Origin of the sequence: Patulibacter minatonensis DSM 18081 (genome assembly GCF_000519325.1) — a bacterium.
Taxonomy (GTDB): Bacteria; Actinomycetota; Thermoleophilia; order Solirubrobacterales; family Solirubrobacteraceae; genus Patulibacter; species Patulibacter minatonensis.
On sequence record NZ_KI912613.1, the window covers coordinates 2,117,410 to 2,143,304 of the forward strand.

29 protein-coding genes are annotated in these 25,895 nt (G+C 74.3%); 20 read left to right on the plus strand and 9 right to left on the minus strand.

The genetic code is table 11. The features are described from left to right. Positions 1 to 41: 41 nt before the first annotated feature. Entirely contained in the window at positions 42 to 911 is an 870-nt protein-coding gene (locus PATMI_RS0109685; RefSeq protein ID WP_051471285.1) for a sigma-70 family RNA polymerase sigma factor, read from the minus strand. Beyond that, positions 908 to 1,213: a putative quinol monooxygenase gene (locus PATMI_RS28880; RefSeq protein WP_036725606.1), complete on the minus strand. Its 306-nt coding sequence runs from the start codon at positions 1,211 to 1,213 to the stop codon at positions 908 to 910. Before PATMI_RS28880 ends, PATMI_RS0109685 begins: the two co-directional genes overlap by 4 nt. An 80-nt stretch (positions 1,214 to 1,293) precedes the next feature. Here PATMI_RS28880 and PATMI_RS0109695 point away from each other — a divergent pair, with 80 nt between their 5' ends. From PATMI_RS0109695 to PATMI_RS34290, 5 genes are all read left to right on the plus strand, one after another. Then, complete coding sequence (locus PATMI_RS0109695; RefSeq protein WP_026910743.1) at positions 1,294 to 2,232, plus strand: GlxA family transcriptional regulator; 939 nt, start codon at positions 1,294 to 1,296, stop codon at positions 2,230 to 2,232. A gap of 126 nt (positions 2,233 to 2,358) precedes the next feature. After that, positions 2,359 to 3,498: a glutathione-independent formaldehyde dehydrogenase gene (locus PATMI_RS0109700; RefSeq protein WP_026910744.1), complete on the plus strand. Its 1,140-nt coding sequence runs from the start codon at positions 2,359 to 2,361 to the stop codon at positions 3,496 to 3,498. A 31-nt stretch (positions 3,499 to 3,529) separates the two neighbouring features. Next, positions 3,530 to 4,108 (plus strand): type 1 glutamine amidotransferase domain-containing protein, encoded by a 579-nt coding sequence (locus PATMI_RS0109705; RefSeq protein WP_026910745.1) that lies wholly within the window; start codon positions 3,530 to 3,532, stop codon positions 4,106 to 4,108. Between the two features lie 4 nt (positions 4,109 to 4,112). Further along, complete coding sequence (locus tag PATMI_RS0109710) at positions 4,113 to 5,234, plus strand: NAD(P)/FAD-dependent oxidoreductase (RefSeq protein ID WP_026910746.1); 1,122 nt, start codon at positions 4,113 to 4,115, stop codon at positions 5,232 to 5,234. Positions 5,235 to 5,427: 193 nt separating this feature from the next. Next, on the plus strand, positions 5,428 to 6,582 hold the full coding sequence (locus PATMI_RS34290; RefSeq protein WP_157260699.1) for an SMP-30/gluconolactonase/LRE family protein: 1,155 nt from the start codon (positions 5,428 to 5,430) through the stop codon (positions 6,580 to 6,582). 303 nt (positions 6,583 to 6,885) lie between these two features. Here the strand turns inward: PATMI_RS34290 and PATMI_RS0109720 are convergent, their stop codons facing one another. The 3 genes from PATMI_RS0109720 to PATMI_RS0109730 are packed head-to-tail and all read right to left on the minus strand — an operon-like array spanning position 6,886 to position 9,885. Beyond that, the gene (locus PATMI_RS0109720) at positions 6,886 to 7,908 is read right to left on the minus strand and encodes an anthranilate phosphoribosyltransferase (RefSeq protein ID WP_026910748.1); all 1,023 of its coding nucleotides are present in this window, start codon (positions 7,906 to 7,908) and stop codon (positions 6,886 to 6,888) included. A gap of 10 nt (positions 7,909 to 7,918) precedes the next feature. Further along, positions 7,919 to 8,590: a winged helix-turn-helix transcriptional regulator gene (locus PATMI_RS34295; protein WP_051471286.1), complete on the minus strand. Its 672-nt coding sequence runs from the start codon at positions 8,588 to 8,590 to the stop codon at positions 7,919 to 7,921. Further along, positions 8,587 to 9,885, minus strand: a complete 1,299-nt coding sequence (locus tag PATMI_RS0109730; RefSeq protein WP_026910749.1) for a glutamine synthetase family protein — start codon at positions 9,883 to 9,885, stop codon at positions 8,587 to 8,589. The genes PATMI_RS34295 and PATMI_RS0109730 overlap by 4 nt, the downstream gene beginning before the upstream one ends. A 244-nt stretch (positions 9,886 to 10,129) precedes the next feature. Here PATMI_RS0109730 and PATMI_RS0109735 point away from each other — a divergent pair, with 244 nt between their 5' ends. The 8 genes from PATMI_RS0109735 to PATMI_RS28900 all read left to right on the plus strand — a co-directional run bounded on the left by PATMI_RS0109735 (position 10,130) and on the right by PATMI_RS28900 (position 15,430). After that, the gene (locus PATMI_RS0109735) at positions 10,130 to 10,684 is read left to right on the plus strand and encodes a hypothetical protein (protein WP_026910750.1); all 555 of its coding nucleotides are present in this window, start codon (positions 10,130 to 10,132) and stop codon (positions 10,682 to 10,684) included. 100 nt (positions 10,685 to 10,784) lie between these two features. Next, the gene (locus PATMI_RS0109740) at positions 10,785 to 11,336 is read left to right on the plus strand and encodes a hypothetical protein (RefSeq protein ID WP_026910751.1); all 552 of its coding nucleotides are present in this window, start codon (positions 10,785 to 10,787) and stop codon (positions 11,334 to 11,336) included. Between the two features lie 8 nt (positions 11,337 to 11,344). After that, on the plus strand, positions 11,345 to 11,887 hold the full coding sequence (locus tag PATMI_RS0109745; RefSeq protein WP_157260700.1) for a hypothetical protein: 543 nt from the start codon (positions 11,345 to 11,347) through the stop codon (positions 11,885 to 11,887). Positions 11,888 to 11,911: 24 nt separating this feature from the next. Continuing rightward, entirely contained in the window at positions 11,912 to 12,433 is a 522-nt protein-coding gene (locus PATMI_RS0109750; RefSeq protein ID WP_169738346.1) for a hypothetical protein, read from the plus strand. Positions 12,434 to 12,467: 34 nt separating this feature from the next. Further along, complete coding sequence (locus PATMI_RS0109755; RefSeq protein ID WP_026910754.1) at positions 12,468 to 13,004, plus strand: hypothetical protein; 537 nt, start codon at positions 12,468 to 12,470, stop codon at positions 13,002 to 13,004. A 130-nt stretch (positions 13,005 to 13,134) separates the two neighbouring features. Continuing rightward, positions 13,135 to 13,959 (plus strand): molybdate ABC transporter substrate-binding protein, encoded by an 825-nt coding sequence (gene modA / locus PATMI_RS0109760; protein ID WP_051471287.1) that lies wholly within the window; start codon positions 13,135 to 13,137, stop codon positions 13,957 to 13,959. Between the two features lie 3 nt (positions 13,960 to 13,962). Next, entirely contained in the window at positions 13,963 to 14,766 is an 804-nt protein-coding gene (locus tag PATMI_RS28895) for an ABC transporter permease (RefSeq protein WP_036725614.1), read from the plus strand. Then, the gene (locus PATMI_RS28900) at positions 14,759 to 15,430 is read left to right on the plus strand and encodes an ATP-binding cassette domain-containing protein (protein WP_051471288.1); all 672 of its coding nucleotides are present in this window, start codon (positions 14,759 to 14,761) and stop codon (positions 15,428 to 15,430) included. Before PATMI_RS28895 ends, PATMI_RS28900 begins: the two co-directional genes overlap by 8 nt. A 61-nt stretch (positions 15,431 to 15,491) precedes the next feature. On the opposite strand, the gene PATMI_RS0109775 is transcribed toward PATMI_RS28900, so the two are convergent. The 3 genes from PATMI_RS0109775 to PATMI_RS28905 form a co-directional block, all read right to left on the minus strand. Next, positions 15,492 to 15,923, minus strand: a complete 432-nt coding sequence (locus PATMI_RS0109775; protein ID WP_026910756.1) for a hypothetical protein — start codon at positions 15,921 to 15,923, stop codon at positions 15,492 to 15,494. 95 nt (positions 15,924 to 16,018) lie between these two features. Continuing rightward, entirely contained in the window at positions 16,019 to 17,050 is a 1,032-nt protein-coding gene (locus PATMI_RS0109780) for a YncE family protein (protein WP_026910757.1), read from the minus strand. A gap of 335 nt (positions 17,051 to 17,385) precedes the next feature. Next, positions 17,386 to 17,907, minus strand: coding sequence for a cupin domain-containing protein (locus PATMI_RS28905; RefSeq protein WP_051472347.1), 522 nt, complete (start codon positions 17,905 to 17,907; stop codon positions 17,386 to 17,388). A 293-nt stretch (positions 17,908 to 18,200) separates the two neighbouring features. Here PATMI_RS28905 and PATMI_RS28910 point away from each other — a divergent pair, with 293 nt between their 5' ends. The 3 genes from PATMI_RS28910 (at position 18,201) to PATMI_RS0109800 (ending at position 20,392) form a co-directional block, all read left to right on the plus strand. Beyond that, complete coding sequence (locus PATMI_RS28910) at positions 18,201 to 19,148, plus strand: NAD(P)/FAD-dependent oxidoreductase (protein ID WP_036725616.1); 948 nt, start codon at positions 18,201 to 18,203, stop codon at positions 19,146 to 19,148. A 66-nt stretch (positions 19,149 to 19,214) separates the two neighbouring features. Then, positions 19,215 to 19,610 carry a TOBE domain-containing protein gene (locus PATMI_RS0109795; RefSeq protein WP_026910758.1) on the plus strand — a complete coding sequence of 132 codons (396 nt, stop codon included), beginning with the start codon at positions 19,215 to 19,217 and terminating at the stop codon, positions 19,608 to 19,610. Next, the gene (locus tag PATMI_RS0109800; RefSeq protein ID WP_026910759.1) at positions 19,607 to 20,392 is read left to right on the plus strand and encodes a substrate-binding domain-containing protein; all 786 of its coding nucleotides are present in this window, start codon (positions 19,607 to 19,609) and stop codon (positions 20,390 to 20,392) included. Before PATMI_RS0109795 ends, PATMI_RS0109800 begins: the two co-directional genes overlap by 4 nt. Positions 20,393 to 20,407: 15 nt before the next feature. On the opposite strand, the gene PATMI_RS0109805 is transcribed toward PATMI_RS0109800, so the two are convergent. Then, positions 20,408 to 21,220 carry a BatD family protein gene (locus PATMI_RS0109805; RefSeq protein ID WP_026910760.1) on the minus strand — a complete coding sequence of 271 codons (813 nt, stop codon included), beginning with the start codon at positions 21,218 to 21,220 and terminating at the stop codon, positions 20,408 to 20,410. Between the two features lie 132 nt (positions 21,221 to 21,352). Between PATMI_RS0109805 and PATMI_RS34300 the strand changes: the two genes are divergently transcribed. From PATMI_RS34300 to moaC, 4 genes are all read left to right on the plus strand, one after another. Beyond that, positions 21,353 to 21,907: a GyrI-like domain-containing protein gene (locus PATMI_RS34300; protein WP_051471289.1), complete on the plus strand. Its 555-nt coding sequence runs from the start codon at positions 21,353 to 21,355 to the stop codon at positions 21,905 to 21,907. Between the two features lie 137 nt (positions 21,908 to 22,044). Then, a complete protein-coding gene (gene moaA / locus PATMI_RS0109815) occupies positions 22,045 to 23,082 on the plus strand; it encodes a GTP 3',8-cyclase MoaA (protein ID WP_036725619.1) in 1,038 nt (345 codons plus the stop codon). 68 nt (positions 23,083 to 23,150) lie between these two features. Further along, the gene (locus PATMI_RS28920) at positions 23,151 to 24,452 is read left to right on the plus strand and encodes a molybdopterin molybdotransferase MoeA (protein ID WP_051471290.1); all 1,302 of its coding nucleotides are present in this window, start codon (positions 23,151 to 23,153) and stop codon (positions 24,450 to 24,452) included. Beyond that, positions 24,449 to 25,895: cyclic pyranopterin monophosphate synthase MoaC (gene moaC / locus PATMI_RS35850; RefSeq protein ID WP_084269832.1), on the plus strand; the 1,447-nt coding region annotated here is incomplete at its 3' end. The genes PATMI_RS28920 and moaC, both read left to right, overlap by 4 nt.

Consider the following 25,895-nt stretch of genomic DNA (forward strand, 5'->3'; position numbering starts at 1 on the left):
GTTCCCCGGGACGGCGCAGCTCATGCGCCGGATCGTCGCGATCACGCCGTCACCGGGCCGCGGCTGTACTCGCGCATCCGAGTGAGGGCGGTCTTCAAGAGGCGAGATATCTGCATCTGCGAGACCCCGAGCCGCTCGCCGATCTCTCGCTGCAGCAGCCCGTCTCGGAACGCCCATCGCACGACCTGCCGGTCGCGCTCGCTGATGCCTCGCATCGCCCGGGCGATCACGTCGAGGTCGTCGACCCGTGCGAAGCCGGGATCGACGGCGCCGCGCGCCGCGAGCGGCTCGGTTCCCTCCGTCGCCGGATGGTCCAGGGACAGCGCCTGGTAGCTGCGTCCCGCAGCCTGCGCGTCCTCGACCTCGTCGGGGGTGACGTCCAGCATCTGCGCGAGCTCCTCGACGCTGGCCTCCTGCCCGGTCTGCTGACGCGTCTGCGCGCGGGCGAGCTGGAGGCGCGCGTCGAGCTCCTGCACGCCGCGGGGGACGTGCACGGCCCACGTGCGGTCGCGGAAATGTCGGCGGATCTCGCCCTGGATCGTCGGGACCGCGTAGCTGACGAACCGGCCGCCGCGTCCGGCGTCGAAGCGCTCGATCGCGTTGGTCAACCCGACCAGCCCGGCCTGCGTCAGATCCTCGGGGTCCTGGCCACGCCCTGCGTAGCGCCGGGCGACGGAGCGCACCAGGGGCATGCAGCGTTCCACCAGCCGCTCTCGTGCCTGCAGGTCGTTGTCGGTCCGGTATCGGCGCAACAAGTCGTTGTCGATCCGCTCACGGCGGGACAGCGGTGTCGCGCGGTGCCGGACGACGCCGGGGAGAGGGGGCCCCCAACAGGACGAGCCGGAGGCCGCCGCCGGGACATCGGCGGCCTCGACGGCGGCGCCGACCAGACGCTCGCCGCCGATGGTCATACGGCCTTGCCGGCCACGAGCGTCGTGGGTACCGGGGACGGCGCTTCGGCCAAGAGGTCGCCGCCGGTGCCGAGGATCAGCTCGGCGGCGGCGCCGTTCAGGTGCGCGTTGCGGGCGTCCTCGTCGTCGAAGAGGTCGACGAGGTAGAAGACGGTGGGGTCCTGCTCGGCTCGCAGCGTCAGCCACGGTCGGGTGCCGGCCTCCGCCTCGACGTGCTCCAAGGCACGGACGAGGATGTCGTTGAACTGCTCGGCGGTGTCGGGCTTGGTCTTGAACTGGATGACGAGTCCGGGACGGGCCATGGTGTGCTCCTTCGGTTGGAGGACTGACGATGCAGACCCTGCCCCCACCCAACGCGACGCGTCTCGTATCGTTTGCGCCAATGCACGTCGGCGTCGTCGCGATCCCCGGGACCTTCGACTCGGCATTCACGAGCGTGCTCGACATCCTGCGGGTCGCCGAGACGCTGCGCCGGTCGGTCGACCCCGACATCCCGCCGGTCCGGACGACCGTCGTCGGGCTGCGCCCGTCCGTGCGGACCGCCGGTGGGCTCATCGTCGAGGCCGACCGCGCCATCGACGACGGCCTGAGCGACTACGACGTCCTCGTCGTCCCCGCGCTCGGCGCGCTCTCGGCGTCCGCCGTGGAGGACGCGCTGGCTCTGCCGGAGGTCCGCGAGCTCCGCACCGCGCTGCACGACAGCCCCGACGCCGGACTGCCACGCCTGGCGGGCGCATGCACCGGGACGTTCCTGCTCGCCGAATCCGGTCGCCTCGATGGGGCAGCAGCGGCCACGAGCTGGTGGCTCAACGAGACGTTCCAGCGTCGCTATCCGCTGGTCGACCTGGACACCACGCGCATGGTCGTCCGCAGCGGCAACGTCCTCACTGCGGGAGCCGCGTTCGCGCACCTCGATCTGGCGATCAGCCTCGTCTCCGAGGTGTCCGAGCGACTCGCCGAGACCGTGGCCCACCGCCTCCTCATCGACGAGCGCCCGACCCGTTCGACCGAGGCGCTCCACGGGCACCTCGCCGCCACCGATGCGCTCGTCACACGACTCGAGGACGAGGTCCGGCGCCGCATCAGCGAGGACCTCTCCGTGTCCGACCTCGCCGACGCGCTCGGCGTCACCCGACGCACGCTGGAGCGTCACGTGCGCCAACGAACCGGAGCGACACCCAACCAGTTGATCCGCCGCCTCCGTGCAGAGCGCGCCAACCACCTGCGCCGCACGACCGACCTGACGATGGACCAGATCGCCCCGCGCGTCGGCTACGCCAACGCCACCACTCTCGGCCGACTCCTCACCAGCATCACCTGAACCGGAGCGCCCCCGACGCGGGAACGAGGGTCGCGCACACCGTGGGCGCCCGCTCCGTGGTGCTCGATTCGACGCATCCGCTTCGTCGGGCCGGGTATACGCGGGCCCCGATCAAGAGGAGTCCCCATGAAGGCATTGGTCTACAACGGCCCGCACGACGTCTCGATCAACGAGGTCGAAGACGCGAAGATCGAGCGTCCCAACGACGTCGTCATCAAGCTCACGACCACCAACATCTGCGGGTCGGACCTGCACATGTACGAGGGCCGCACGGACCTCGAGCCCGGCAAGGTCCTCGGCCACGAGAACATGGGCGAGATCGTCGAGAAGGGCGACGGCGTCGAGACGCTCGAGATCGGCCAGCGCGTCGTGCTGCCGTTCAACATCGGCTGCGGGTTCTGCAAGAACTGCGAGGCCGGGAAGACCGGCTACTGCCTCACCGCCAACCCCGGCACCGCCGGCGCCGCGTTCGGCTTCGCCGGCATGGGCCCCTACAACGGCGGCCAGGCCGAGTACCTGCGCGTGCCGTTCGCGGACTTCAACTGCCTGCGGCTGCCCGAGGGCGCGGAGGAGAAGGAGCTCGACTACGTGATGCTGTCGGACATCTTCCCCACCGGCTGGCACGCGACCGAACTCGCGGGCCTGCAGCCCGGTGAGTCGATCGTCGTCTACGGCGGCGGCCCCGTCGGCCTGATGGCCGTGCACTCCGCCGTCATCAAGGGCGCCTCGAAGGTCATGCTCGTCGACTTCCACGACGACCGCCTCGCGCTCGGCGAGCAGCTCGGTGCGATCCCGATCGACCCGCGCAAGGGCGACGTCGTCGAGCAGATCCTCGAGGAGACCCGCGGCGAGGGCGCCGACCGCGGCGCCGAGTGCGTCGGCTACCAGTGCCACGACCACCACGGCACCGAGATCCCGAACCTGACGATGAATCAGCTCGTCGCGGCCGTCCGCCCGACCGGCGGCATCGGCGTCGTCGGACTGTTCCTGCCCGAGGATCCGGGCGCGAAGGACGACATGGCCAAGAAGGGCCAGATCGCGTTCGACTACGGCAACCTCTGGTTCAAGGGCCAGCACATCGCCAACGGGCAGGCGAACGTCAAACACTACAACCGCCGACTGCGCGACCTGATCACGGAGGGCAAGGCCAAGCCGTCGCAGATCGTCTCCCACGAGCTGACCCTCGACGAGGCCCCTGACGCCTACAAGGCGTTCGACGAGCGGCAGGACGGCTGGACGAAGGTCGTCCTGCACCCCGCCGGCTGACCCCACCTCCGACGAGAGCGAGAGAAAGCTGATGAGCAACGAGTTGCAGGGCAAGACGATCGCGATCATCGCCGCCGACGGCGTCGAGCAGGTCGAGCTGGAGAAGCCGCGCGACGCCGTGCAGGCCGCCGGTGCGAGCACCGAGCTGCTGTCGATCGACACCGGTGAGATCCAGGCGATGAACGGCGACATCAACAAGGGCGACACCTTCCCGGTCGACAAGAAGATCACCGACGCCAACGTGGAGGACTACGCCGGGCTGATCCTGCCCGGCGGCGTCGTCAACCCCGACAACCTCCGTGCGGACGAGGACGTCATCGCGTTCCTCCAGTCGTTCTTCAAGACCGGCAAGCCGGTCGGGGTGATCTGCCACGGCCCGTGGACGTTGGTGGAGGCCGACCTCGTGAGGGGCCGGACCCTCACGTCCTTCCCGAGCATCCGGACCGACATCGAGAACGCCGGCGGCACGTGGGTCGACGAGGAGGTCGTGACCGACCAAGGACTCGTCTCCAGCCGCAACCCCGACGACCTGCCGGCATTCTGCGCCAAGATCGTCGAGGAGTTCGCCGAAGGCAGGCACGACGTGGCCGCAGCCGGCGCGACCGCCTGACCCCATGAGTTCCGTTCCTGCCTCCGCGGACGTCGGCGTGATCGGCGCGGGCATCGTGGGTCTCGCGACGGCGCGGGCGCTGCGGCAGCGGGGCGCGACGGTGACGGTCTACGAACGAGGCGTTCCCGGCGCGGGCCAGTCGGGAGGGGAGTCCCGCGTCTTCCGCCACGCACACGACGATCCGCGGCTCGTGGCCGCCGCGCGCGACAGCCGGACGATCTGGGACACCTGGGCCGACGAGCTGGGGATCGAGACGGTCTCGCCCGACGGTGCGCTGACCATCGGCCCAGACGTCGACGCGAAGCTCGCGCTGCTGCGTGACGTCGACGGGATCGGAGCCCGCGAGGTCGACGCGGACGAGCTCGCGCAGCTCCTGCCGCTGCTCGGACCGTTCGACGGCCCGGCGTTCCTGGACCCGCGCGGGGGCAGCATCCGGACGACCGCGACGATCGAGGCGCTCGCCGCCGAGCTCGCGACGACCCTCGTGCACGACGAGGTGTTGCAGGTGCGGCAGGTCAGTGGCGGCCGGGCCGAGGTCCGCACGGGCGGGAGAACGGTCGTGCACGACCACGTGGTCGTCTGCGCCGGTCGGGGGACACCGGCGATCGCACGCAGCGTCGGCATCGAGCTCCCCGTCAAACAGTCCACGCACGTCCGATACACCTTCGAGCCGGCAGGCCGGCCGCCGTCCCGGGCCGCCTGCCTGCAGGACGGCAGCGGGGTCTTCGGCGAGACCGGCATCTACGCGGCCCCCGGCCCCGACCACGCGACCTACGCGGTCGGCCTGAGCGACACCGCAGGCGTACGAGACGACGGGACCATCATCGACGGCGATGCGCTCGCGGACCTCGCGGCCCGCGCCGCCAGGTACGTCGCTCGGGCGCTTCCGGGACTCCGGGCGGATCCGGTCGGGGTGCGCCACTGCTGGGTCACCGAGCTCCCGTGGAGCTCGGACGGTGTCGCTGCGTGGTCGCAACCGGGCCTGACCCTGGTGGCCGGCCACAACCTCTTCAAGCTCGCCCCGTGGCTTGGCGGACTGCTCGCCGCAAACGCGCTAGGCGACGGGCTCGACGAGCGGCTGCAACCCGAGTCGCGCCTCGGCGCGGCACCAGAGGGCCAGGGGTGAGTGTCGCCCACGAGGCCTGTGCCCACGACCTGACGGCGGCGCCCCGGCGATCTCGCGGGCGCCGCATGGGAAAGGAAGCCGCCTTCGGGGTGTGACGCCGGCGCGCTGCCGAGCGGCAAGCCGCCGAGATCCGTCGAGTGCGCCATCGAAGCGGGGGTAACCACCGCGAATGCTGATCCGTTCGCGTATGACGATGCTCGCCGCAACGACCGCGGTGGTGGTCGGGGGCGGGACGGCGGCGGCGAGCGCGTCGGCGCAGGCCCCGCCCGGAGCACCCGCCCCGGTCGTCGACGTGTCCGCGCTCCCGGCGCCGGGAGCGATCACGAATCCCGCGTCGGTGAGCGAGTCGCTGATGAACGACCTGCTACGCCGCGGCGACCTCGGCGACCTGCAGGACCTCACGCGCCTCGGCCGGGTCGAGGGCCGCGGCACCGGATCGCCCGGCCTGCGAGCCCCGACGCGCGAGTACGAGCTGCCCGCGACCGCCGGTGTCGTCCCCGTCCTGCCCGAGAGCATCGCCTACGACGAACGCAGCAAGACGTACTTCGTCGCGTCCTCCGGTGACGGAGCGGTCTACCGCGGCACGCTCGACGGCGACCGCGCCGACGTCTTCCTGCCCGGGCTGCAGCTCGACCGGCCGCTCGCGTTCGGCATCGAGACCGACGATCGCGGCCACCTCTACGTCCTGTCCCCGGTCCCCGGCCAGGTGCAGGTGTACGACATCGCCAGCAAGCGACGGATCGCGACGTTCGAGACGGGCGCGGGCGGGCTGCTCAACGACCTCGTCGTCACGCCCGGCGACGACGTCTACGTCACGGACTCGCTCCGCCCGACGCTCTTTCGCATCACCCGTGAGCAGGTCGACGCCGGCCGCGGCACCGTGGAGGCGCTGCCCCTCGGCCCCGCGGTGCAGTACACCGCGACCGCCCAGATCAACGGCGTCTTCAACGGCGGCGGGATCGTGGCGACCGCGGAGAACGAGCTGATCGTCTCCCAGATCAACCGCGACAAGCTGTTTCGTGTCCGTACCCGCCCGGACTCCGACCAGGTAGACGTCCGCCCGATCCGCATCACGGGCAAGCGGTTCGGCACCCCCGACGGCATGGAGCTCGACGGCAACCGCCTCTACGCTCTGGACAACCTCGGGCAGCGACTGATGACGCTCCGCCTGAACACGAAGCGGACCGGCGCGAAGGTCCTGCTTCGTACGGCCGACCGCACCTTCCGCACCCCGACCGGCATCGCCAGCACCGGCGGCCGGCTGCTCGTCAGCAACTCGCAGCTCTTCCGCATCCCGATGCTCCCGCCCTACACCGTCTCCAATATCCGCATCCCCAGCAACGACTGACCGGCCCACACCTCGCGGCTCGGTGACGGCGTCGCGATGCGCGGCCCCGGCTCCGGGGCGCCCACGAAGGGAACGCCGACCGAGAACCGCGACCGCGATGCGGATCCTTCGGTGCGAACGCACGCTCGCCGTCCCGATAGACCCGTCCGCATTGATTCCCGGGACGGGGGCGTCTGCTGGGGCACCTCGACCGCCGAAAGTCGCCGGCCCCCTTCCCGGTTCCGGCTCGGACTCCATCGTCGATCCGGTGCGCCGAGAACGCGAGGCCCTGCGGAGCGACCCGCCCGTCGGCTGGTCCGCCGGTCAGCCGACCAGTCCGTCCAGCGTCGCCTGCGCTCGCCCGTCCGCGATCGCCGCTCGGCACGCTGAGACCCCGCGCAGCACGGTCGGGACGACCCCGCAGGCGTGGAGCCGAAGGCCCGCCGACAGCGTCACGGTCGACGACACGATGCGGTCGGCGGTGCCGTCGAGCACGGCCCGGGTCAGGGCCGCCGCGGTGTCGGCGCCCGGCGCCGGCTTGAGGGTGTCGCCGACCGACTCCGGGAGCTCCATCTTCTCGCCGTTCAGGTGCGCCGACGGGCGGCCGGGGCGCATGACGTCGGAGCCCTCGGGGCCCCGGACGGCGTAGGAGCGCTCGGCGCCCAGGAGGTCGAGCGCGCCGCACAGGCGGGCCGCGTACTGGGAGTGGGCGTAGCCGACGACGAAGCGGTCGGCGCCGAACCAGTCGACGAGCTTCTCGGCCGAGTGCAGCGGGCTGCGCAGGCCGACCTCGTCGCGGACGGCCGCCATCGCGGCCCAGCCGTCGAGGAGGTCGGCGACCTGGACGACCGTGACGCCGGTCCGCTCGAGCATCGCCTCGCTCTCGGCGGCGGTTGGGCGACCGGGCCCGCCGAGGGAGCCGAGGACGTCGGCGGGCGTCACGCCGTACTTCGGCCCGAGCGTGGTGCCGCAGTGGATGACGACGCCGGCGCCCGCGGCGGCGGCGACGATCCCGACGGCGACCGACAGCGACGGCGCGTCGACGCAGCCGTCGTAGCCGCCCGCGCACGCGACCAGCGTCCGGTCGGTCCGGGCGGTCAGGCGGGTGGCGCTGTCGCGCATCGCCTGCGCCATGCCCGCGAGCTCCTCCGGGTTCTCGCCCTTGATCCGCATCGCGGTCAGGAATGCGGCGGCCTGCACCTCCGTCGCCTCGCCGGAGAGGATCATCCGCGTGGCGTCGTGGGCCTCTTCGCGCGTCAGGGCGCGCCGGCCGCGCTCGCCCGTGCCGACGGCCTTGATGTACGCGCGGAAGCCGGTGTAGGTCGACCGCCGGGGGATGGTCCTCACGGCCACGTGGTCACTCCAGGATCTCGAATCGGTACCCGACGGACCGGATGGTCTTCAGGCGCTGCGCGTGCTCCGCGCCGAGCTTCGCCCGCACCCGGCGGACGTGGACGTCGACCGTCCGCGCACCGCCGTAGTAGTCGTACCCCCAGACGCTGGTCAGGAGCGCCTCGCGCGAGAACACGCGGTTGGGGTGCGTGGCGAGGAACCGCAGCAGCTCGTACTCGGTGTAGGTGAAGTCGACGGGCTCGCCGTGGATCGACACCTGGTAGGTGGCGAGGTCGATCTCGAGCGTCCCGGCGCGGACGACGTCGTCCGGGCTGATGCCGTTGACCTGCTTGCGCGCCCGGGCGATGCGGGTGCGGAACTCGGCGGCGTGGAACGGCGTGACGAGCAGCTCGTCGACGCCGATCAGCGTGTCGGCCTCCTCGAGCTGCTCGGGCCCGAGGGACAGCACGATCGGCACGTCCTGCAGGTCCGGCGCGGCGCGCAGGCTGCGGACCGAGGCGACGCTGCCGAGGACGATCGCGATGTCCGGCGTGCCGCGGCCACCGGAGGCGCCCTGGTCGACGTCGATCGAGCCGTTGGCGTGCGCGCGCAGGGGACGGAAGCCGAGCTCGGCGACGGCGCGGGCCGTCTCCGAGACCGACGTCTCGTCCTCTCCGATGATCCAGGCGTCGCTCACAGGCGCCGGAGCAGGGTCGCGCGTTCGTACTCGGTGACCGTCGCGCGCTCGGCGTCGAGCTCGCCGAGCTTGTTGCGGATCACCGCGTCGACCAGGCGGTCGCCGAGGAGGTCGCGGACGAGCTCGGAGCCCGACAGCGTCTCGACGGCCTCGTTCAGCGTCGCGGGCAGGGCGGGGGAGCTCGAGGGCTCCTCGTCCGCCGGCGGCGCCTGGTACGCGGCCTCGACGCCCTTCAGCCCGGCGCCGATGAGGCAGGCGAGGGCCAGGTACGGGTTGCAGCCGGGGTCGGGCTGGCGCAGCTCGACGCGGGCGGCGTCGGAGAGCTCGGGCCGGTTGGTCGGCACGCGCACGAGCGCCGAGCGGCCGTGATGCGTCCAGGTCGTGGCCTCCGGCGCCTCGAAGCCGGGGGCCAACCGCTTGAACGAGTTCGACCACTGGTTCGTCAGCGCCGTGTACTCGCGGGCGTGCGCCAGGACGCCGGCCAGGAACGCGGAGCCGAGCGGCGATAGCGTGCGCTCGGGGTCCGGGTCGAAGAACGCGTTCTCGCCGTCCTCGAAGACCGACAGGTGCAGGTGCAGGCCGGACCCGAACGCGCCGGTGAGCGGCTTGGGCATGAACGTCGCGACGAGCCCGTGGGCGGCGGCGACCTCCTTGACCGCCGCGCGCAGCGTGACGATCGCGTCGGCCGTCTCGAGCGCGTCGGTGTGCACGAGGTCGATCTCGTGCTGGGACGGCGCGGCCTCGTGGTGCGACGCCTTGACGGGGATCCCCATCGACTCGAGGTGCTCGATCGCGCGGCGACGGACCGGGGTTCCCGCGTCCTGCGCCTGGAAGTCGAAGTACGTGCCGTCGTCGGTCGCCCGGCCCTCCTGGTCGAAGAGGAAGAACTCGACCTCGGCGCCGACCTGCACCTGGTACCCGAGCTCCGCGGCCTGGGCCAGGACGCGCTCCAGCGCGTGCCGGGAGTCGCCGGGCGACGCGGTGCCCTCGGGCGTCTGGATGTTGCAGAACATCCGGGCGACCCGCTCGTCGCCGGTCCACGGGAGGATCCGGAACGTCGTCGGGTCGGGGACGGCGATGACGTCCCGCTCGCGGCCGCGGAAGTTGCCCTCCAGCGCGGAGCCGTCGATCCCGACGCCCCGCTCGAGCGCCGCGCCGAGCTCGGAGACCGGGATCGCCACGGCCTTCAACAGCCCGAGGACGTCCACGAACCACAGGCGCACGAACCGCACGTCCCGGCGCTCGGCGGTGCGAAGGGCGAAGTCCGCCTCGGGTGTCCCGTCGATGTTGAGCAACCCGGAGGACGATGACGCCGCGCGGGAGCCGGTCGTTTCGACAGGAGTCCAGCGTCCGGAGGTGGTCTTGTCCGACGGGTGTTGGACGCGTGGAGGGGTGCGGTTGGCCCGCTGTCCAAGAGGGGCCCCGAACCGCGCGCATGGGTGGTTCGGCCACCGCGGCGTGCGTCAACGCCGTCCACGTGTGGAACGTGTGACCTGCGACCTCGACGAGGTCGGGAGCACGCGTGTAGGTTGCTCGCCCATGCGTCGTGCGTCCCGTCCATCGGTCCTCCTGCTGGTCGTGCTCGCCGGCCTCCTCGGCGCGCCCGCGATGGCGTCGGCGAGCGACGTGGGCCTCCGCGCGCTGGTGGTCGAGGAGACCGCGGCGGAGAAGCGGTCGGACGCCGCGGCGGAGAGGATCCCCGAGCCGAAGAAGGGCTCCAACCGGTCGCTGGCCACCTACCTGGACCGCTACGCCCGGCACTTCGCGAGCGTCGAGCGGACCGTCGACGGGTTCCGTCGCCGCTACGCCGCCGAGGCGCCGGAGACCCCGGCCGTGCTCGCCGCCCGCGAGCAGGTCCTCCTGGGACTCCGCGACATCTCCAACGGCGCGCACGGCTTCGCGGTCGCCGCCCGCCGCGCCGCCGCCCGGTACCGGAAGGTCCGCACCGACGCCGGGGCCGACTCCGTCGCCCGCCGCTTCGACCGCGACCTGAAGACGCCGACGAAGACGCTGAAGCGCGGCAACCAGCGGGACGCCAAGGGCCGCAAGGCGATCCTGGAGAACTCGCCGGTGCCGGCGACGCCGGCGGGCTGAGCTCGCGCGGGAGGCCGCGCACGCGGTCGCTGCACCAGACACCGGTCCGATACGGCGCGGAAACCCACTCGTGGCGGATTCGCGTATAGCGTCAGCGGCCATGAGCCGCGTGTCTCGCTCGTCCACCCTCGTCCTGCTCGCGATGGTCGGCGCCGCCGCCCTCGGGCCACCCGCGGCGTCGGCGAGCGACGCGAACCTGCGGACGCTGGTCGCGAAGCAGGCGGCATCGGACAAGAAGGCGGACAAGGTGAAGATCACGGAGCCCAACTCCCGATCGCCCCAGGCCTTCAACCGCTTCTACCGGCGGTACGCGAACCTCGCCGAGAAGAGCGAGAAGACGGTCGACCGCTTCCGCACGGCGTTCGCCCACGAGGTGGCCGAGACCGCCGAGGCCGAGCGCGGGCGGATCCTGGTGCTCCGCGGCCTCCGCGACGAGTCGAACGCCCTGGGCGACATCGGTCACGCGTTCCGGCGGGCCGCGAGCCGCATGCTCAAGTACCGGTACAGCCAACGAGGGCTCCGGTCCGCGCAGCGCAGGCTCGCGCGCGAGGTCACGAAGGCGAGCAAGATCGGCACGCGCGGCGACGAGCGCGTGAAGAGCGGGGCGAAGGCCATCAAGGCCGCCCCGGCCCCGACCTCGCCGGCAGCCTGATGCGCCGCGTGTCCCGCTCGTCCGTCCTCGTCCTGCTGGCCGTCACGGGCGCCGCGCTCGGGCCGCCCGCCGCGTCCGCCAGCGACGTCGGCCTGCGCACGCTGGTGACGCAGGAGGCCAAGGCGGAGAAGGAAATCAAGGCCGCCGGGAAGGCGTTGAAGGACCCGAGGTCGGGGTCGGCGAAGGCGCTCGCGCGCTACTTCCGCCGGGCCGCGAACCACTTCGACGACTGCAAGGACACCTACGACCGATACCGGAGCGCCTTCGCACGCGAGGGGTCGGAGACGCCGGAGGTCGAGCGGGGCCGGCACCTCGTCCAGTTGGGTCTCCGCGACGAGTCGGCCGCCTCCGCGGACGCGGCCCGCCTCCTGCGCCGCACCGGCAGCCAGGTCCGTCGCGCGTCGACCGACGCGGGCATCGATCGCACCGTGAGCCGGTTCGAGAAGCGGTTCTCGTCGATCGACGCACGCGGGACGCGCGGCGAGAAGCGGGTGAAGCAGGGCGCCAGGATCATCCGCAACGCGCCGGCACCGACCCCACCGGCGGCCTGAGCGATGCGGATCGCGTCGCGGATCGTGGTCCTTGCGCTCGTCCTCGTGACGGGTGCGATCGGCGGGCCGTCCGTCGCCTCGGCGAGCGACGCCGGCCTCCGGACACTCGTCCACGACCAGCTCTCCGACCAGCGCGGCTACGAGCGCGAGCTGGAGCGGGCGGTCGACGGGGTCGGGAAGGCCAAGACCCTGGAGGAGTCCAAAGCGGACGTCGAGCGGTGGCTGCGCTCGACGATCGAGATCGCCGGGCGCTACGGGAAGAACGTGGACGCGTACCACCGTCGCGCGGCGGCGGAGTCCGGGTCGTCGGCGGGCGGGACGGAGGTCCGCGCGCTGTTCCTGCAGGGGCTGGCGCACGAGTCGCGGTACCTCGCCACGCTGCGCACCGCGTTCCGGAAGGGCGTGAAGGACATCCGGCGCGTGCGGACCGTCGCGCAGCTCTCGACCTTCCAGCGGGAGCTCGGCGCGGGGTACGGCGGGAAGGACGGGACGCGGGCCAAGAGCGAGCTGGGGCGGGCGCGGAAACTGATCCGGGCGACCGGGTGACACCCTGCGCGGACCCGCCGGGTACCGTCGGGTCATGCGCCGCCGATCACGGGTCCCCGCGTTCGTCCTCGTCGTGCTGCTCGGCGCGCTCGGCCCGGTGGCCGGCGCCTCCGCGAGCGACAACGGCCTGCGCGCCCTCGTGGGTGAGGCCGCGGCCGCGAAGACGCGCGTCGAGCGCGACGTCGCGAAGGCCGGCCTGCCGCAGTCGGGCTCGAAGGCCGCCTACGTCCGGGCGCTGAAGCGGTCGGCGCGGATCTACGCCGGCGTCCGTCGCACCGCGGACGGCCTGCTCCGGGACTTCGGGGCGGAGGCCGCCGACACTCCGCAGGCCGACGCGGGGCGCACGCTGATGGTGGGCGGGCTCGACGACGTCGCGCACGCCGCGGACCGTTACGCGGCCGCCACCCGCCGCGCCACCGCGCGCGTCCGCCGCGCCCGCTCCATCGCTGCCCTGGAGCGCGCCGCCCGCGCGTACGACCGCGACGGCCGCGCGTGCCGGAAGATCGCCGACCGCGGGTTCGACCAGGCCGGTCGCGGGGCGAGCACGATCCAGAGCGCGCCGGTGGGCTGAGCGGGGCCGTCGCACGCATGAATGCGATACGGGCCCGCAACGACGTCGACAGGCCGGCGCTTCCGTCGATGGTGGACCTCGCGGCTGACGCGTCGCCGCCCACCGTTCTGCCTATGCGATGCTTGGGCACATGAGCGTCCCGCATCGCCGTCGCCCACCAGTCGCACGTCGACCGGGTCCCGTTCGGGCCGCGGCGCTGATCGCCCTGGTCGGCGTTCCGACGGCGGTCGCGGGGTGCGGATCCGACGACGGGCCGTCCGGCGGCCGGCCGACGATCGTCGTGCAGGCCGCGGCGTCGCTCACCGGCGCGCTCACGTCGTGCACGAAGGACTACGCGGCCGCGAAGGTCCGACTGTCGTTCGCCGGGTCCGACGAGCTCGCCGCCCAGATCCGGAAGGGCGCCGGCGGCGACCTCTTCGCGGCCGCCAACGCCACCCTGCCGCAGGCGCTCGCCGCCGAGGGGAAGGTCGAGCGTCCGCAGGCGTTCGCCGGCAACGAGCTCGTGCTGGCCGTGCCGGCGAAGGACGCGAAGGTCGCGACCCTCGACGACGTGGCCCGGGACGACGGCGTCCGGCTCGCGGTCGGTGCGCCGACCGTCCCGGTCGGCAGCTACACGCAGAAGGCGCTCGGGCGGCTCCCCGCGCAGGAGCGGTCTGCGATCCTCGCGCGGGTGCGCACCGAGGAGCCCGACGTCAAGAGCGTCCTCGCGAAGCTCCAGCAGGGGGTCGTGGACGCCGCGTTCGTCTACCGCACCGACGTCCAGGCGACCAAGGGCGCCGTGAAGGCCGTCGCGTTGCCCGCGGCGATCCGGCCGAAGGTGGCCTACGAGGCCGCGGTCGTCAGGGGCTCGGACCAGGCCTCCGCTGCGTCCGCCCTCCTGCAGGACCTGCGTGGCGGCGGCTGCCAGCGGGCGCTCCGCACCGCCGGCTTCCTCGCCCCGGGAGCAGGTGGCTGACCCGTGCGGCGGCGACCGACGCCGTTCGGGCTCGCCGCGTCCGCCGCCCTCGTCCTGGTCGTCCTCGGCCTCGCGCTGCCCCTGGTCGCGATCCTCACCGACACGGCACCAGGGCGACTCTGGGACAGCCTCCGCACCGACGCGTCGCTGACCGCGCTCGGCCTCAGCTTCGCCGGCTCCGGGATCGCGGTGCTGATCGTCGTGGTCGTCGGCACGCCGGCCGCGTACCTGCTCGCCACCACCAGGTTCCGCGGCCGTACGGCGCTCAGCGCGCTGCTGGAGCTGCCCCTCGTCCTGCCGCCCGCGGTCGCGGGGATCGGGCTCCTCGCAGCCTTCGGCCCGCAGGGGATCGCCGGCGGGGCGCTCGAGGACGTCGGAGCCGAGCTGCCGCTGACCTTCGCCGCCGTCGTCGTCGCGCTGGTCTTCGTCGCCGGCCCGTTCCATCTGCGTCAGGCCCAGAGCGCGTTCCAGGCCGTCGACCCGGCGGTGCTCGACGCGGCGCGCCTCGCCGGTGCGGGGGAGACCGCCGTGTTCCTGCGGGTCGCGGTCCCGATGGCCGCGACGGGCCTCGCGGCCGGTGCGACCCTGACCTTCGCCCGCGCCATCGGCGAGTTCGGCGCCACGCTGATGTTCGCCGGCTCCCTCGCCGGCGTGACCCGGACCGCGTCGCTCGAGGTCTACACCCGCTTCTCGACGGATTTCCCGGGCGCGATCGCGCTCTCGGCCGTCCTCGTCGTGGTGTCCGCGGTGCTGCTCCTCGTCGCTCGCGTGCTCGCTTCGCGGGGAGAGCAGGTCGCCGGTGCTTGAGGTCGACATCCGGATCCGACGCGGTGAGCGCCTGTTCACGGCGACGCTCACCGTGGGCCCGGGCGAGACCGTCGCCGTGGTGGGACCGTCCGGGGCCGGGAAGTCGACGGTGGTCCGGTCGATCCTCGGGCTCGTCCTCCCGGAGAGCGGGTCGATCTCCTGCGGCGAGGCCGTGTGGTTCCGGTCGGCGGACCGGACGGACCTGCGGCCCCGCGATCGCCGGGTCGGCGCCGTGGTCCAGGAGCTCGCGCTGTTCCCGCACCTGAGCGCGTGGCGGAACGTCGCCTTCGCCTCGCGGGGCCTCACCCGCGCCGAGCGGCGTCCCGACGCCGTGGCGTGGCTTCGCCGGCTCGGGATCGACGACCGGGCAGACGTCCGTCCCGACGCGCTCTCGGGCGGCCAGCGTCAGCGCGTCGCCCTGGCGCGCGCGCTCGCCGGGCCGAGCACCGCCCTGGTCCTCGACGAGCCGTTCTCGGCGCTCGACGACACGACGCACGACGTCGCCGCGGCCTGCGTGCGCGACGTGATCGCCGAGCGGAGGATCCCGGCGATCGTGGTCACGCACGACCCCGACGACGCAGCACGCCTGGGGGCCCGGACGGCGACGATGACCGACGACGTCCTGCACGTCGACGGGCCCTCCGCGCCTTCCGCGGGCGACTGATCGCCGGTGGATGGCCCGTGCGGCAGCCGGGCGCGGGCGGACCTCCGGGGGTGCGTGCGCCCTACGCGGCCGCGTCGAGGAACGACCGCACGTCGCCACGGGCCTCGAGCTCGACGGTGTCGCCGTCCTCGAGCGTCAGGACGATCGGCCACCAGCTCTTGCCGGTCTCGCCGGTGATCGACGAGAAGCGGGCGAGCGGGACGGTGCCGAGGTGGTCGCCGACCCGGCTCAGCATCGGGTCGGCCCGCCAGACGTGCAGCGTCTCCGCGGCGATCCCGAGCACCACGGCGGCGTCGAGCGGCACGTCGGTGGCCTCCTCGGTCGCCTTCGCCGACGCGCGCGCCGCAGGCCGCGCGATGAGGTAGTTGCCGAGCGGTCCGAGCCAGCGGGCCGGGCTGACGACGGTCGACACGCGGGCGTAGACGGCGGCCCGCAGCGGCTCCCCGGCGTCGTCCTGCAGCTCGGTGGTCAGGTCCTTGTCCTCGACGTGCACGACGGCTCCTGGGGTGGGGGAGCGGCCCCGGTCGGACCGCGCCAGGCAACTACCCGCCACGTACGGCGTACAAGCCGGACGTGGCGGGCTGCCGATCACGGATCGAGCAGGTGCAGCGTCCCGTCCGACCTCGACGCCACCACCAGGCGGCCGCTGTCCGTGTCGACGCCGATCGAGAACGGGTTCCGGATGGTCTTCTCGCGCTTCGTGATCCGCGGCTTCGCGCCCCGCAGGTCCACGGCGACCGCCGTGCCCCGCTCGCTGAGCGCCGTCCAGACCACACCGCGTCCCGGGTCCGACGCGAGGCCGACGGGCGTGCCGCCCAGTGCGATCCGCCCGCGGAAGCGCAGGCGGGGCTCGGTGTCGTAGACGATCAGCGCCTGGCCGCGGGTGTCGGCGATCGCCAGGCGGCCCGACGGTCCGGTGACGACGTGCGACGGGCCGAGGCCCGCGCTCTGGGCGCCGGTCCCGCGCGGGCGGTCGGAGGCGCTGAACAGCTCGACCGTGTAGGCCCTGACGGCGATCAGCGCGACCTGGTCGCCGACTGCGGCGATGCCGCCCGGCTGCGCGTCTGCGGGGACCTGGCCCACGAGCTTCCCGCCCCGGACGACCGAGATCGTCGAGCCGAACTCGTCGGCCGTGAAGATCCGGTCGCCGACGGCGGCGGCGTCGTGGGGGTGGTTGCCGACCTTCGTGGTGCTCAGCTCCCGGCCGGTCGCCGGGTCGACCGTGACCAGGGTGTCGGCGGTCTCGACCGGGACGAGGAACGGTCCGCCCGGCTTCGCGAGCCCGACGTGGCGGACCTGGCCAGGCAGCGGGACGCGGTGCAGCACGCGGCCGGTGCGGTCGTCGAGGAGCACCAGCGCGTCGGGCGACTGGACGGCCACGGCGGCCACGTGGGTGTCCGGGTCGACCGCGATGCCCTCGGGCTTGGCGCCCACGCGGACGGTCCGGCCGGGCAGCTCCCCGGTCACGGGCGGTCCGGTGACCGGCTCGGCGGCCTGCGGCGGATCGAGCTGCGGGCGGGGACCCGGGGCGGTCACGGTCGTCGTGTCCGAGCTCCCGCAGCCGGCGAGGACGGCCCCCGCGAGGACGGCGGCGAGGGCGTGGGGGAGGCGCGCGGACATCACGAGGTCCTACGGCGGCGCACTCGCGGCGGACGCCGCATCGGGTCGCGGGGCGGGAGGCCGAGGGCAGGCTGGGGGTGCCGGCGGGGCGGTTGGTGGTGGGTGTTCGTCGGATCGTGGACCGCAGAGGTACAGGACCCGACGTGGAGCCGGGGGCGGCGGGGCGTGCGTCGTTGCGCGTCGGGTTGCGTACCGCTGAGGTACGGAACCCGACGCGGAGTCGCGGCGGCGCGGCGGGGGCGGGTCCTTGTCGGGTTGTGTACCGCTGGCGTACCGAAGTCGACGAGGACCGCGGCCTGCCGCGCCGCCCGGCCTGCCGCGCCGCACCGCCGCCCTCAAGCGTGCACGTGCACCCGCTCGCCGTCCGGGCCGAACAGGCCCAGCAGCTCGACCGGCTCGTCGACGACGCCGAGCCAGTGCGGGATCCGGGTGCTGAACTCGGCCGCCTCGCCCGGGCCGAGGACGAACTCCTCGTCGCCGAGCACCAGGCGCAGGCGGCCGGAGAGGACGTAGAGCCAGTCGTGGCCCTCGTGCTCGCGTGGCATCGGGGTCCGGCGGTCGCTCGGCAGTCGGATCTTGAACGCATGGTGCCCGGGCCCGTCCGGATGCCGGTTCAGCGGCCAGAACGTCATGCCGTCGCGGGTGCGCGGCGCCGCCTGGACCCGCGGGTCGGGCGTCGGCGGGACCTCGAGCAGCGCGTCGACGGTCACCCCGAGCGCCCGCGCGAGGACCGGCAGGTGGTCGAGGGTCAGGCGGCGGGCGCCGGACTCCAGGCGGCTCCAGCTCGACGGGTCCATGCCCGCCGACCCCGCCGCCGCCGCGAGGGTCAGGCCCCGCTCGGTGCGCAGCGCGCGGATCCGCCCGCGGACCCGCGTCTGGACGTCCTCGCCGCTCCCGTCCGCCCCTCGGTCCGCCCCGCCGCCCGATGCCCCGCCGCCGGCCGCCCGGCCGCCCGACGCCCCGCCGCCGGAGGCCGTGCCGTCGGTTCCCCGACCGTCACCGGTGCCGCCCGCACCGCGATCCGCCCCGCCGCCCGCCTCGGGGCCGCCGGCCGCGCGCCCGTCCGCCGCATCGCCCGTCCCGATCCCGCTGTTTGCCGACATGGCACGACAGCTTGCCACCGTGGCGAACGGGCCGCAAGATCGGCGGCATGGAACGGACCGACCCCTGGGAGTGCGTGATCGTCGGCGGCGGGGCCGCCGGGCTGAGCGCGGCGATGACGCTCGGCCGCGCGCGGCGCCGGACGCTCGTCGTCGACGCCGGCGAGCAGTCGAACCGGGCCGCCCACGGCATCGGCGGGCTGCTCGGGCACGACGGACGCCCGCCCGCGGAGCTCTACGCCCTCGGGCGCGAGGAGCTGCGCCGCTACCCGACGGTGACCGTGCGCGACGCCTCGGTGCGCACCGCGGAACGGTCGGACGACGGCTTCGTCCTGACCCTCGAGGGCGACGAGCAGGTCGCGGCCCGGCGCCTCGTCCTCGCCACCGGCATGCGCTACGCCGTGCCGGAGCTCCCGGGGGTCGACGCGTTCTGGGGCGGCGCGGTGTTCCACTGCCCGTACTGCCACGGATGGGACGTCCGGGACGGGCGCCTCGCCGTCCACGGGGCGGACCACGCGGTGCACCGGGCACTGCTGCTGCGGTGTTGGAGCCCCGACGTCGTCGTCCTGACCGACGGGGGCGCGCTGTCCGACGACGACCGCGAGACCCTGCGGGTCGCGGGCGTCGCGGTCGACGACCGCCGCGTGGCCGGGCTGCGCGGGACGGACGGAACGCTGGAGGCCGCGCGCTTCGCGGACGGCGACGAGCGCCCGCTGGACGGGATCCTCGTGCTCGCGCCGCTGCACCAGCGCCACGACCTCGCGACGGGGCTCGGCGCGGCCCTGGGCGAGCGCGGTGCCGTCGACGTCGACATGGTCGGACAGACCACCGTCCTCGGGCTCTACGCGGCCGGGGACGCCGGGGCGATGATGCCGAACGTCGCCGGTGCGATCGCCGACGGGGTCCGGGCCGGGGCCGCGGTCAACGACGCCCTGATCGCCCTCGAGCACGGCGTCCCGCCGATGATGCCGCGCCGGGGAGTCCCGGCCCGCGACTGAGGGACAGGTCCGATCGTCCAGCCTGGTCGCACGCGGACGGGATGCCTATGCAACCCTGGGGCCTGCATGAGCGACGATCTCTCCCTGGGCGACGCCGCCAAGGCGCTCGGAGTCAGCGCCGACACCCTCCGCCGCTGGGACGCCTCCGGCCGCCTGACGACCACGCGCGACGAGCGCAACCGCCGCCGCGTGGCGCGGTCGGAGGTCACCCGGCTGAGCCGCTCACCGGAGCGCCACCGCACCGGCGACGGGCTCTCGGCCCGCAACCGGTTCCCGGGGACGGTGCGGTCCGTCGAGGTCGACGGCGTGATGGCGGTCGTCGAGATCGAGGCCGGGCCGCACCGGATCACGTCGGTGATCACCCGCGACGCCGTCGAGGAGCTCGGCCTTGCGCCCGGGATGCCGGCCACCGCCACGGTGAAGTCGACGTCCGTCATGGTCGAGCGGGGGGCCGGACGGTGAGCGCCCGTCGCGTCGCCGTGGTCGCGCTGGCCGCCGGCTCGGTCGCGCTGACGGCCTGCGGCTCCGACGAGCAGGCCACGCGGCCGCCGCTGGTCGTCGACGGCCACCCCACGATCGTGCTGCAGGCGTCGAAGGCGCTGAGCGCGCCGCTCGCGAGCTGCACGAAGGACTACGCGCCCGCCGAGGTCCGGCTCCAGACCGGGGACGACACGCAGATCACGGCCCGCCTGAAGAAGCGCACGGGCGACCTGGTGGCGACGGACGGGACGACCCTGCTCGACGAGCTGGCCGGCGACGGCGTCGTCGAGCAGCCCGAGGCGTTCGCCCGCGACGAGCTCGTGCTGGCCGTGCCGGGCAGCGACGCGAAGGTCCGGACGCTGGAGGACCTCACCCGCGGCGAGAGCGGCGCGCTGATCGCGATCGGCGCGGCGTCGACGGCTCTGGGCGCGTCGACCAACGCGATGCTCGAGCGTCTCGAGCCCGTGGAGCGCGAGGCCGTGCTCGCCCGGGTGCGCACGACCGAGCCCGACGGTCCCGCGCTCGTCGCGCGCCTGCGGAACGGGACGCTCGACGCCGCGTTCGTCCACGCCAGCGACGTGCAGTCGTCGGCCGGCGACGTCCGGGCGATCCCGCTCCCCGCCGCCCTGGAGCCGGGACTCACCTACGACGCGGCGGTCGTGAAGAACTCGCCGCACGCGGCCGACGCGGCCGCGCTGCTCGACGACCTGCAGCGGGGCACGTGCGCCGGCGCCCTGCGGGCCGCGGGCTACATGGCGCCCTGAGGACCGCCGCGCCGGTCAGCGCTTGACGTGGATCTCGGTCCGCATCTTGTGGCTGCCGACCGAGCCGCTGATCACGACGCGCAGGCGACGGCCGCCCTTCAGGCCCTCGCGGATCCGCTTCAGCGCGCTCGTCGTCGTCCCGAGGAAGACGTCCTTCGTCTCGCCGGCCTGCACGCCCTCGACGACCTTCGAGAGGCTGATCCTCCCCTTGGGCGCGTAGACCGTCCCGCGCACCCGCATGGTGCCCTTGTAGGCGGTCACGACCCGGACCTTCACGCCGCCGGTCTTCAGCGGGCGCTGCGGATCGGCGACCTTGAGCGTCCCGCCCGCGCCGGCCGCGCCGCCGCTGCCCTGGGTCGAGAGCGTCACCGAGACCTGGCCGTTGCCGCCGTTGGGGTCGTCGGAGCCGTAGCCGTAGACCTTCGCGGGGGTGATGAACGTGCCGGACTTCTTCGCCTTCACGTCGACCTGCACGGTCATGGTCTGGAACGCGGCGAACGCCCCGAGCTTGCACGCGACGAACTGGAACGAGACCGAGCACTGCGGCCCGTCGTACGTCTTCGTGCCGAGGATCTGCAGCCCGTCGGGGATCGTCGTCTGCAGGTCGGTGCTCTCCGTGCCGTCGGGCCCGTTGTTCTTGACCGTGAACTTCAGGCGCGCCGTCTCGTTCACCTTGATCGGCGATGGCTCGGCGTGCCCGGAGATGCTCATGTCCGACTTGCAGGCCTGCGCGCCGCAACGGCCGTCGGCGAGCGCGACGCCGGCTCCGGCGGCGCCGAGGGCCCCGGCCGCGACGACGACGGCCAGGCTGCGAGAGGTGCGAGGCATCCGGGGATCCTAGATCGGGCGGAGCGGTGGTGGGGGAGGTACGCCCGCCCGTCGGGGCCCGGACGCGCCGCTCGAACGGACGTCCGTCCCTCCGCGCCGATGAGTTTCGGCGACCCCGACCGTCCACGGGCCATGAGCACCGAGACGCCCCGTGCCCATCACCAGCCCCGGGTGGAGATCCGGTCCGCGCAGCCGTACGCCGCCATCACCGGGCGCGCGTCGACCGAGGCGGAGTTCCGGGCGGTCGTCGACCGGGGCATGCCGGCCGTCTTCCGGTGGGCGGAGGCCCGCGGTCTGACGCCGACCGGCGCACCGTTCCTGCGGTACCTCGTCGTCGACGAGACCACCGTCCCGGAGGACGGGCCACCACCGGCCGAGTTCGAGTGCGGCGTCCCGCTCGCCGAGGTCCCGGACGGCGACGACGAGGTCCACGGCGGGGTGCTCCCGGAGGGCCGCTGGATCGTCACCCTCCACCGCGGTGGGTACAGCGGGCTGGGGCGCGCCCACGGGGTCGTGCACGAGTGGGCCGCGGAGGAGGGCACCGTCGTGGAGCGCCGCCCGGCGGAGGGCGGCACGGCGTTCGGCGGCAACGTCGAGCACTTCCGGATCGGCCCGTTCGACGAGCCGGACCCGTGGAAGTGGGAGACCGACGTCGCGTACCTGCTGCGTCCCGACGCCCCGGACTGACCGGCCGGCCGGACCGCGTCGGGCCAGGGCCCTTCGTGCCGGGCACCCGGCCGCGTGCGGCGGTGGCCCGCGCCGGACGAGGGTGGTGATGCCCAGTGGGGGTCGGCCCCGGGTGTGACCCTCCGTACACTCCGTCGATGTCCCCGGAGCGCACCGGAACCTCGCAGGCGGCGTTCGCCCCGCGTCCGTCCGTCCCGCCCCTCGCCGACGGGTTCGGTCGGGTGGTGACGGATCTGCGGGTGTCGGTGACGGACGTGTGCAACCTGCGGTGCACGTACTGCCTGCCGGAGTCGGGGATCTCGTGGCTGCCGAAGGACGAGCGCCTGGACGACGACGAGACGGTCCGCCTGGTCGAGGTGCTGGCGGGTCTCGGTGTCCGCACGGTGCGGGTGACGGGCGGCGAGCCGCTGGCGCGGGCGCACCTGCCGGCGCTGGTCGAGCGGTTGGACGCGGTCGAGGGGATCGAGGAGATCTCGATGACCACCAACGGCGTGCTGCTCGCGCGGCACGCCGACGCGCTGGTGGCGGCCGGGGTGTCGCGGTTCAACGTGTCGATCGACTCCGTCGATCAGCGGCGGTTCGCCGAGCTGACGCGCCGCGATCGGCTGCCGGCGGTGCTGGAGGGGATCGCGGCGCTGGACCGTCACGACGTGCTGGTGAAGCTGAATGCGGTGGCGTTGAAGGGGATCACGGAGCACGAGTGCGTCGACCTCGTCGCGTTCGCCCGTGAGCGGGGGCTGCAGCTGCGGTTCATCGAGGTGATGCCGCTGGACGCCGACGGTGCGTGGACGGAGGACCACGTCCTGACGGGCGAGGAGGTCCGGGCGCTGATCCACGAGCGGTGGCCCGTCGACGCGTTGGACCGGGAGCCGTCGTCGACGGCGCGGGTGTTCCGGTTCCGGGACGGTGGCGGTGAGGTCGGGTTCGTGTCGTCGGTGACGCAGTCGTTCTGCGGCGATTGCGACCGGCTGCGGTTGACGGCGGACGGGCAGCTCAGGACCTGTCTGTTCTCGCACGACGAGACGGATCTGCGCGGCGCGCTGCGGTCGGGTGCGTCGGACGACGAGCTGGTCGGGATGATCCGTCGTGCGGTGGCGGGGAAGCAGTGGGGCCACGAGATGCACAAGCCCGGGTTCCGGCCGCCGGAGCGCCCGATGAGCGCCATCGGCGGCTGAGCCCGACCCCCGGTCCGTAGGCTCCGGCGGACCCTCGCGACCGCGACCGACCTCGGACCGACGCCCTCATGCCGACGCAGCACCTCACGCCCCTCGACGACGCGATCGCGGTCGCCCGCCGGCTCGGCGAGGGGCTCGACCTGCCCGCCGAGCGGGTCCCGCTCCCGTCGGCCGTCGGCCGCGTGACCACGGCCGATGTCCTCGCCGTCCACGCGCTCCCGGGGTTCCCGAGCTCCGCGATGGACGGCTTCGCCGTGCGCCGTGCCGACCTGGCCGCGGCGGGAGAGGACGATCCGGTCGCCCTGCGGATCGCCGCCGAGTCCCGCGCCGGCGTCCCGGCCGAGGGGCCCCTGCCGGCCGGGGAGGTCGTCCGCATCGCCACGGGCGCGGTGATCCCCGACGGCGCCGACGCGATCGTGCCGTACGAGGAGGTCTCGGAGGCCGGCGGCGCCGCGCGTTTCGCCGCCGTCCCGGAGCCCGGCGCGTTCGTGCGTCCCGCGGGCAAGGACATCGACGCCGGCGGGCTGCTCGTCGCGGCCGGCACGTGGATCGCGCCGCACCACCTCGCCCCGCTCTCCGGCGCCGGCCACACCCACGTCGCGGTCCGCCGTCGCCCGCGCGTGTCGGTGCTCCTGACCGGCGACGAGGTGGTCCACGGCGCCGGCCCCGACGCCGTGCTGCCCCCGGGCGCCGTCCACGACGTCAACGGCGTCGTCCTCCCCGCGCTGGTGACTGCCTGGGACTGCGAGGTCGCCGAGATCGTCCCGCTCCCCGACGACCTCGACCGGACCGTCGCGGCGATCGCGGCGGCGACGGGCGACCTCGTCGTCGTCTGCGGCGGGATGTCGATGGGCCCGCACGACCACGTCCGCCCGGCGCTCCGCGAGCTCGGGGCGCGGCAGGACGTCTTCCGCGTCGCCCTGCAGCCCGGCAAGCCGACCTGGCTCGGGGCGCTGCCGGCAGGCGATCACCGTCCCGCCGACGTGCCGGTGATCGGCCTGCCCGGGAACCCGGCGTCGGTCTTCGTCGTCGCGACGCTGCTCGTCCGCGCGACCCTCGACGCCGCGCTCGGCCGTCCCCCGTCCGAGCCCCTCCGCGGCCGGCTGACCGCCCCGGCCCCCGCGCTCCCCGGACGGACCGCCGCCCGCCGCGCGTGCGTGGAGGTCTATCCGGAGGGCACGCTCGCGGTCACCGTCCTTCAGGGCCAGGCCTCGCACCTCCTCGGCTCGCTCGGCCGCGCGAACGCCCTGGCGATCGTCCCCGCCGGCGAGGAGCAGCCCGCCGGGGCGGTCGTCGACGTCGTACCGCTCGAGGCCGCCGACGGCTGGGCGCACGCCCTGGGCTCCGTGCACGACCATCCCCGGGCATGACCGACCGCACGCCCGCAGGGACGCCCTCGCCCGGCACCACGATGCGCGTCGACGTCCGGGTCTTCGCCGGGCTCCGCGAGTACGCCGGGACGTCCCGCACCACCGTCGAGGTGCCCGGCGGCTCGACGGCCCGGGACGCCGTCGAGGCCCTCTGGTCGGCGCTCGGCCGGCCCGACCCCGGGCGGGCGATGGTCCTCGCCGTCAACCGCGACTACGTCGCCGACGACGCGGTGCTCCACGACGGCGACGAGCTCGCCCTGATCCCGCCGGTCAGCGGCGGGGCGGAGCTCCCGCCCGGCGTCGTTCGCGCCGGCGTGACCGCCGAGCCGATCGACCAGTCGGAGCTCTACGAGCTCGTCGCGCGGCCCGAGGCGGGCGCGATCGTCACGTTCTCCGGCACGCCCCGCGACGTGCCGCAGCTCGACTACGAGGCCCACGAGGAGATGGCGTCCGAGCGGATCGCCGCGATCCTGGGCGAGGTCGTCGCGAAGCACGGGGCGACCGCGGCGGCCGCCCTGCACCGGGTCGGCGAGGTGCCGTGGCCGCAGGCCGCCGTGGTCGTCGCCGTGTCGTCCCCGCACCGCGGCGAGGCGTTCCTCGCCGCCCGCGAGGGCCTGGACCGCATCAAGGCCGAGGCCCCGATCTGGAAGCAGGAGGTCGACGGCGAGGAGCGCACCCGGGTGGCGGGGACGCTGCCGGCCGTCGCGGAGGCGGGCGACGCGGCGTCCTCGGGTGCGGACCCGCACGCCGCGGCCGCGCCCGGTGCGTCTCCGGTCGGTGCGAGCGGCGCCCCCGCGGCGGCCCTCGCGGGCGCGAGCGGTGAGCCCGGCGAGCGGCACCCCGGCGGCGACCTGCCGCACCTGCGGCCCGACGGCGCGGCCACGATGGTCGACGTCGGCGGCAAGGCGGTCACGGAGCGCCGGGCGGTCGCCGCGGCGCTGCTGTCGACGACGCCCGACACCGCCGCGCGGATCGCGGCGGGCGACCTGCCCAAGGGCGACGTCCTCGGCGTCGCCCGGATCGCCGGGATCACCGCCGCCAAGCGCGTGCCCGACCTCGTGCCGCTCGCCCACCCGCTCGCGCTGACGAAGGTCGACGTCTCCGCGGAGGTCGTCCCGGAGCTCGGGCAGGTCCGCATCCACGCCGAGGCCCGGACCGTCGGCCAGACGGGCGTGGAGATCGAGGCGATGACCGCCGCGCTCGTCGCCGCGATCAACGTCTACGACATGGTCAAGGGCGTCGAGCGCGGCATCGCGGTCGGCCCCGTCGCCCTGATCGCGAAGAGCGGCGGGCGCACCGGCGACTTCGCGGGCCCCGCGCCGTGGGACCCAGGCTTCCGCCCCGACGCGCCGGGGACCGTGGACGGCGCGTCGTCGCCCGCCGACCCGTCGTCCGGCACCCCGCCGACCGTCGCGCCCCCGGGGCCGACCGCCGCGGTGCCGG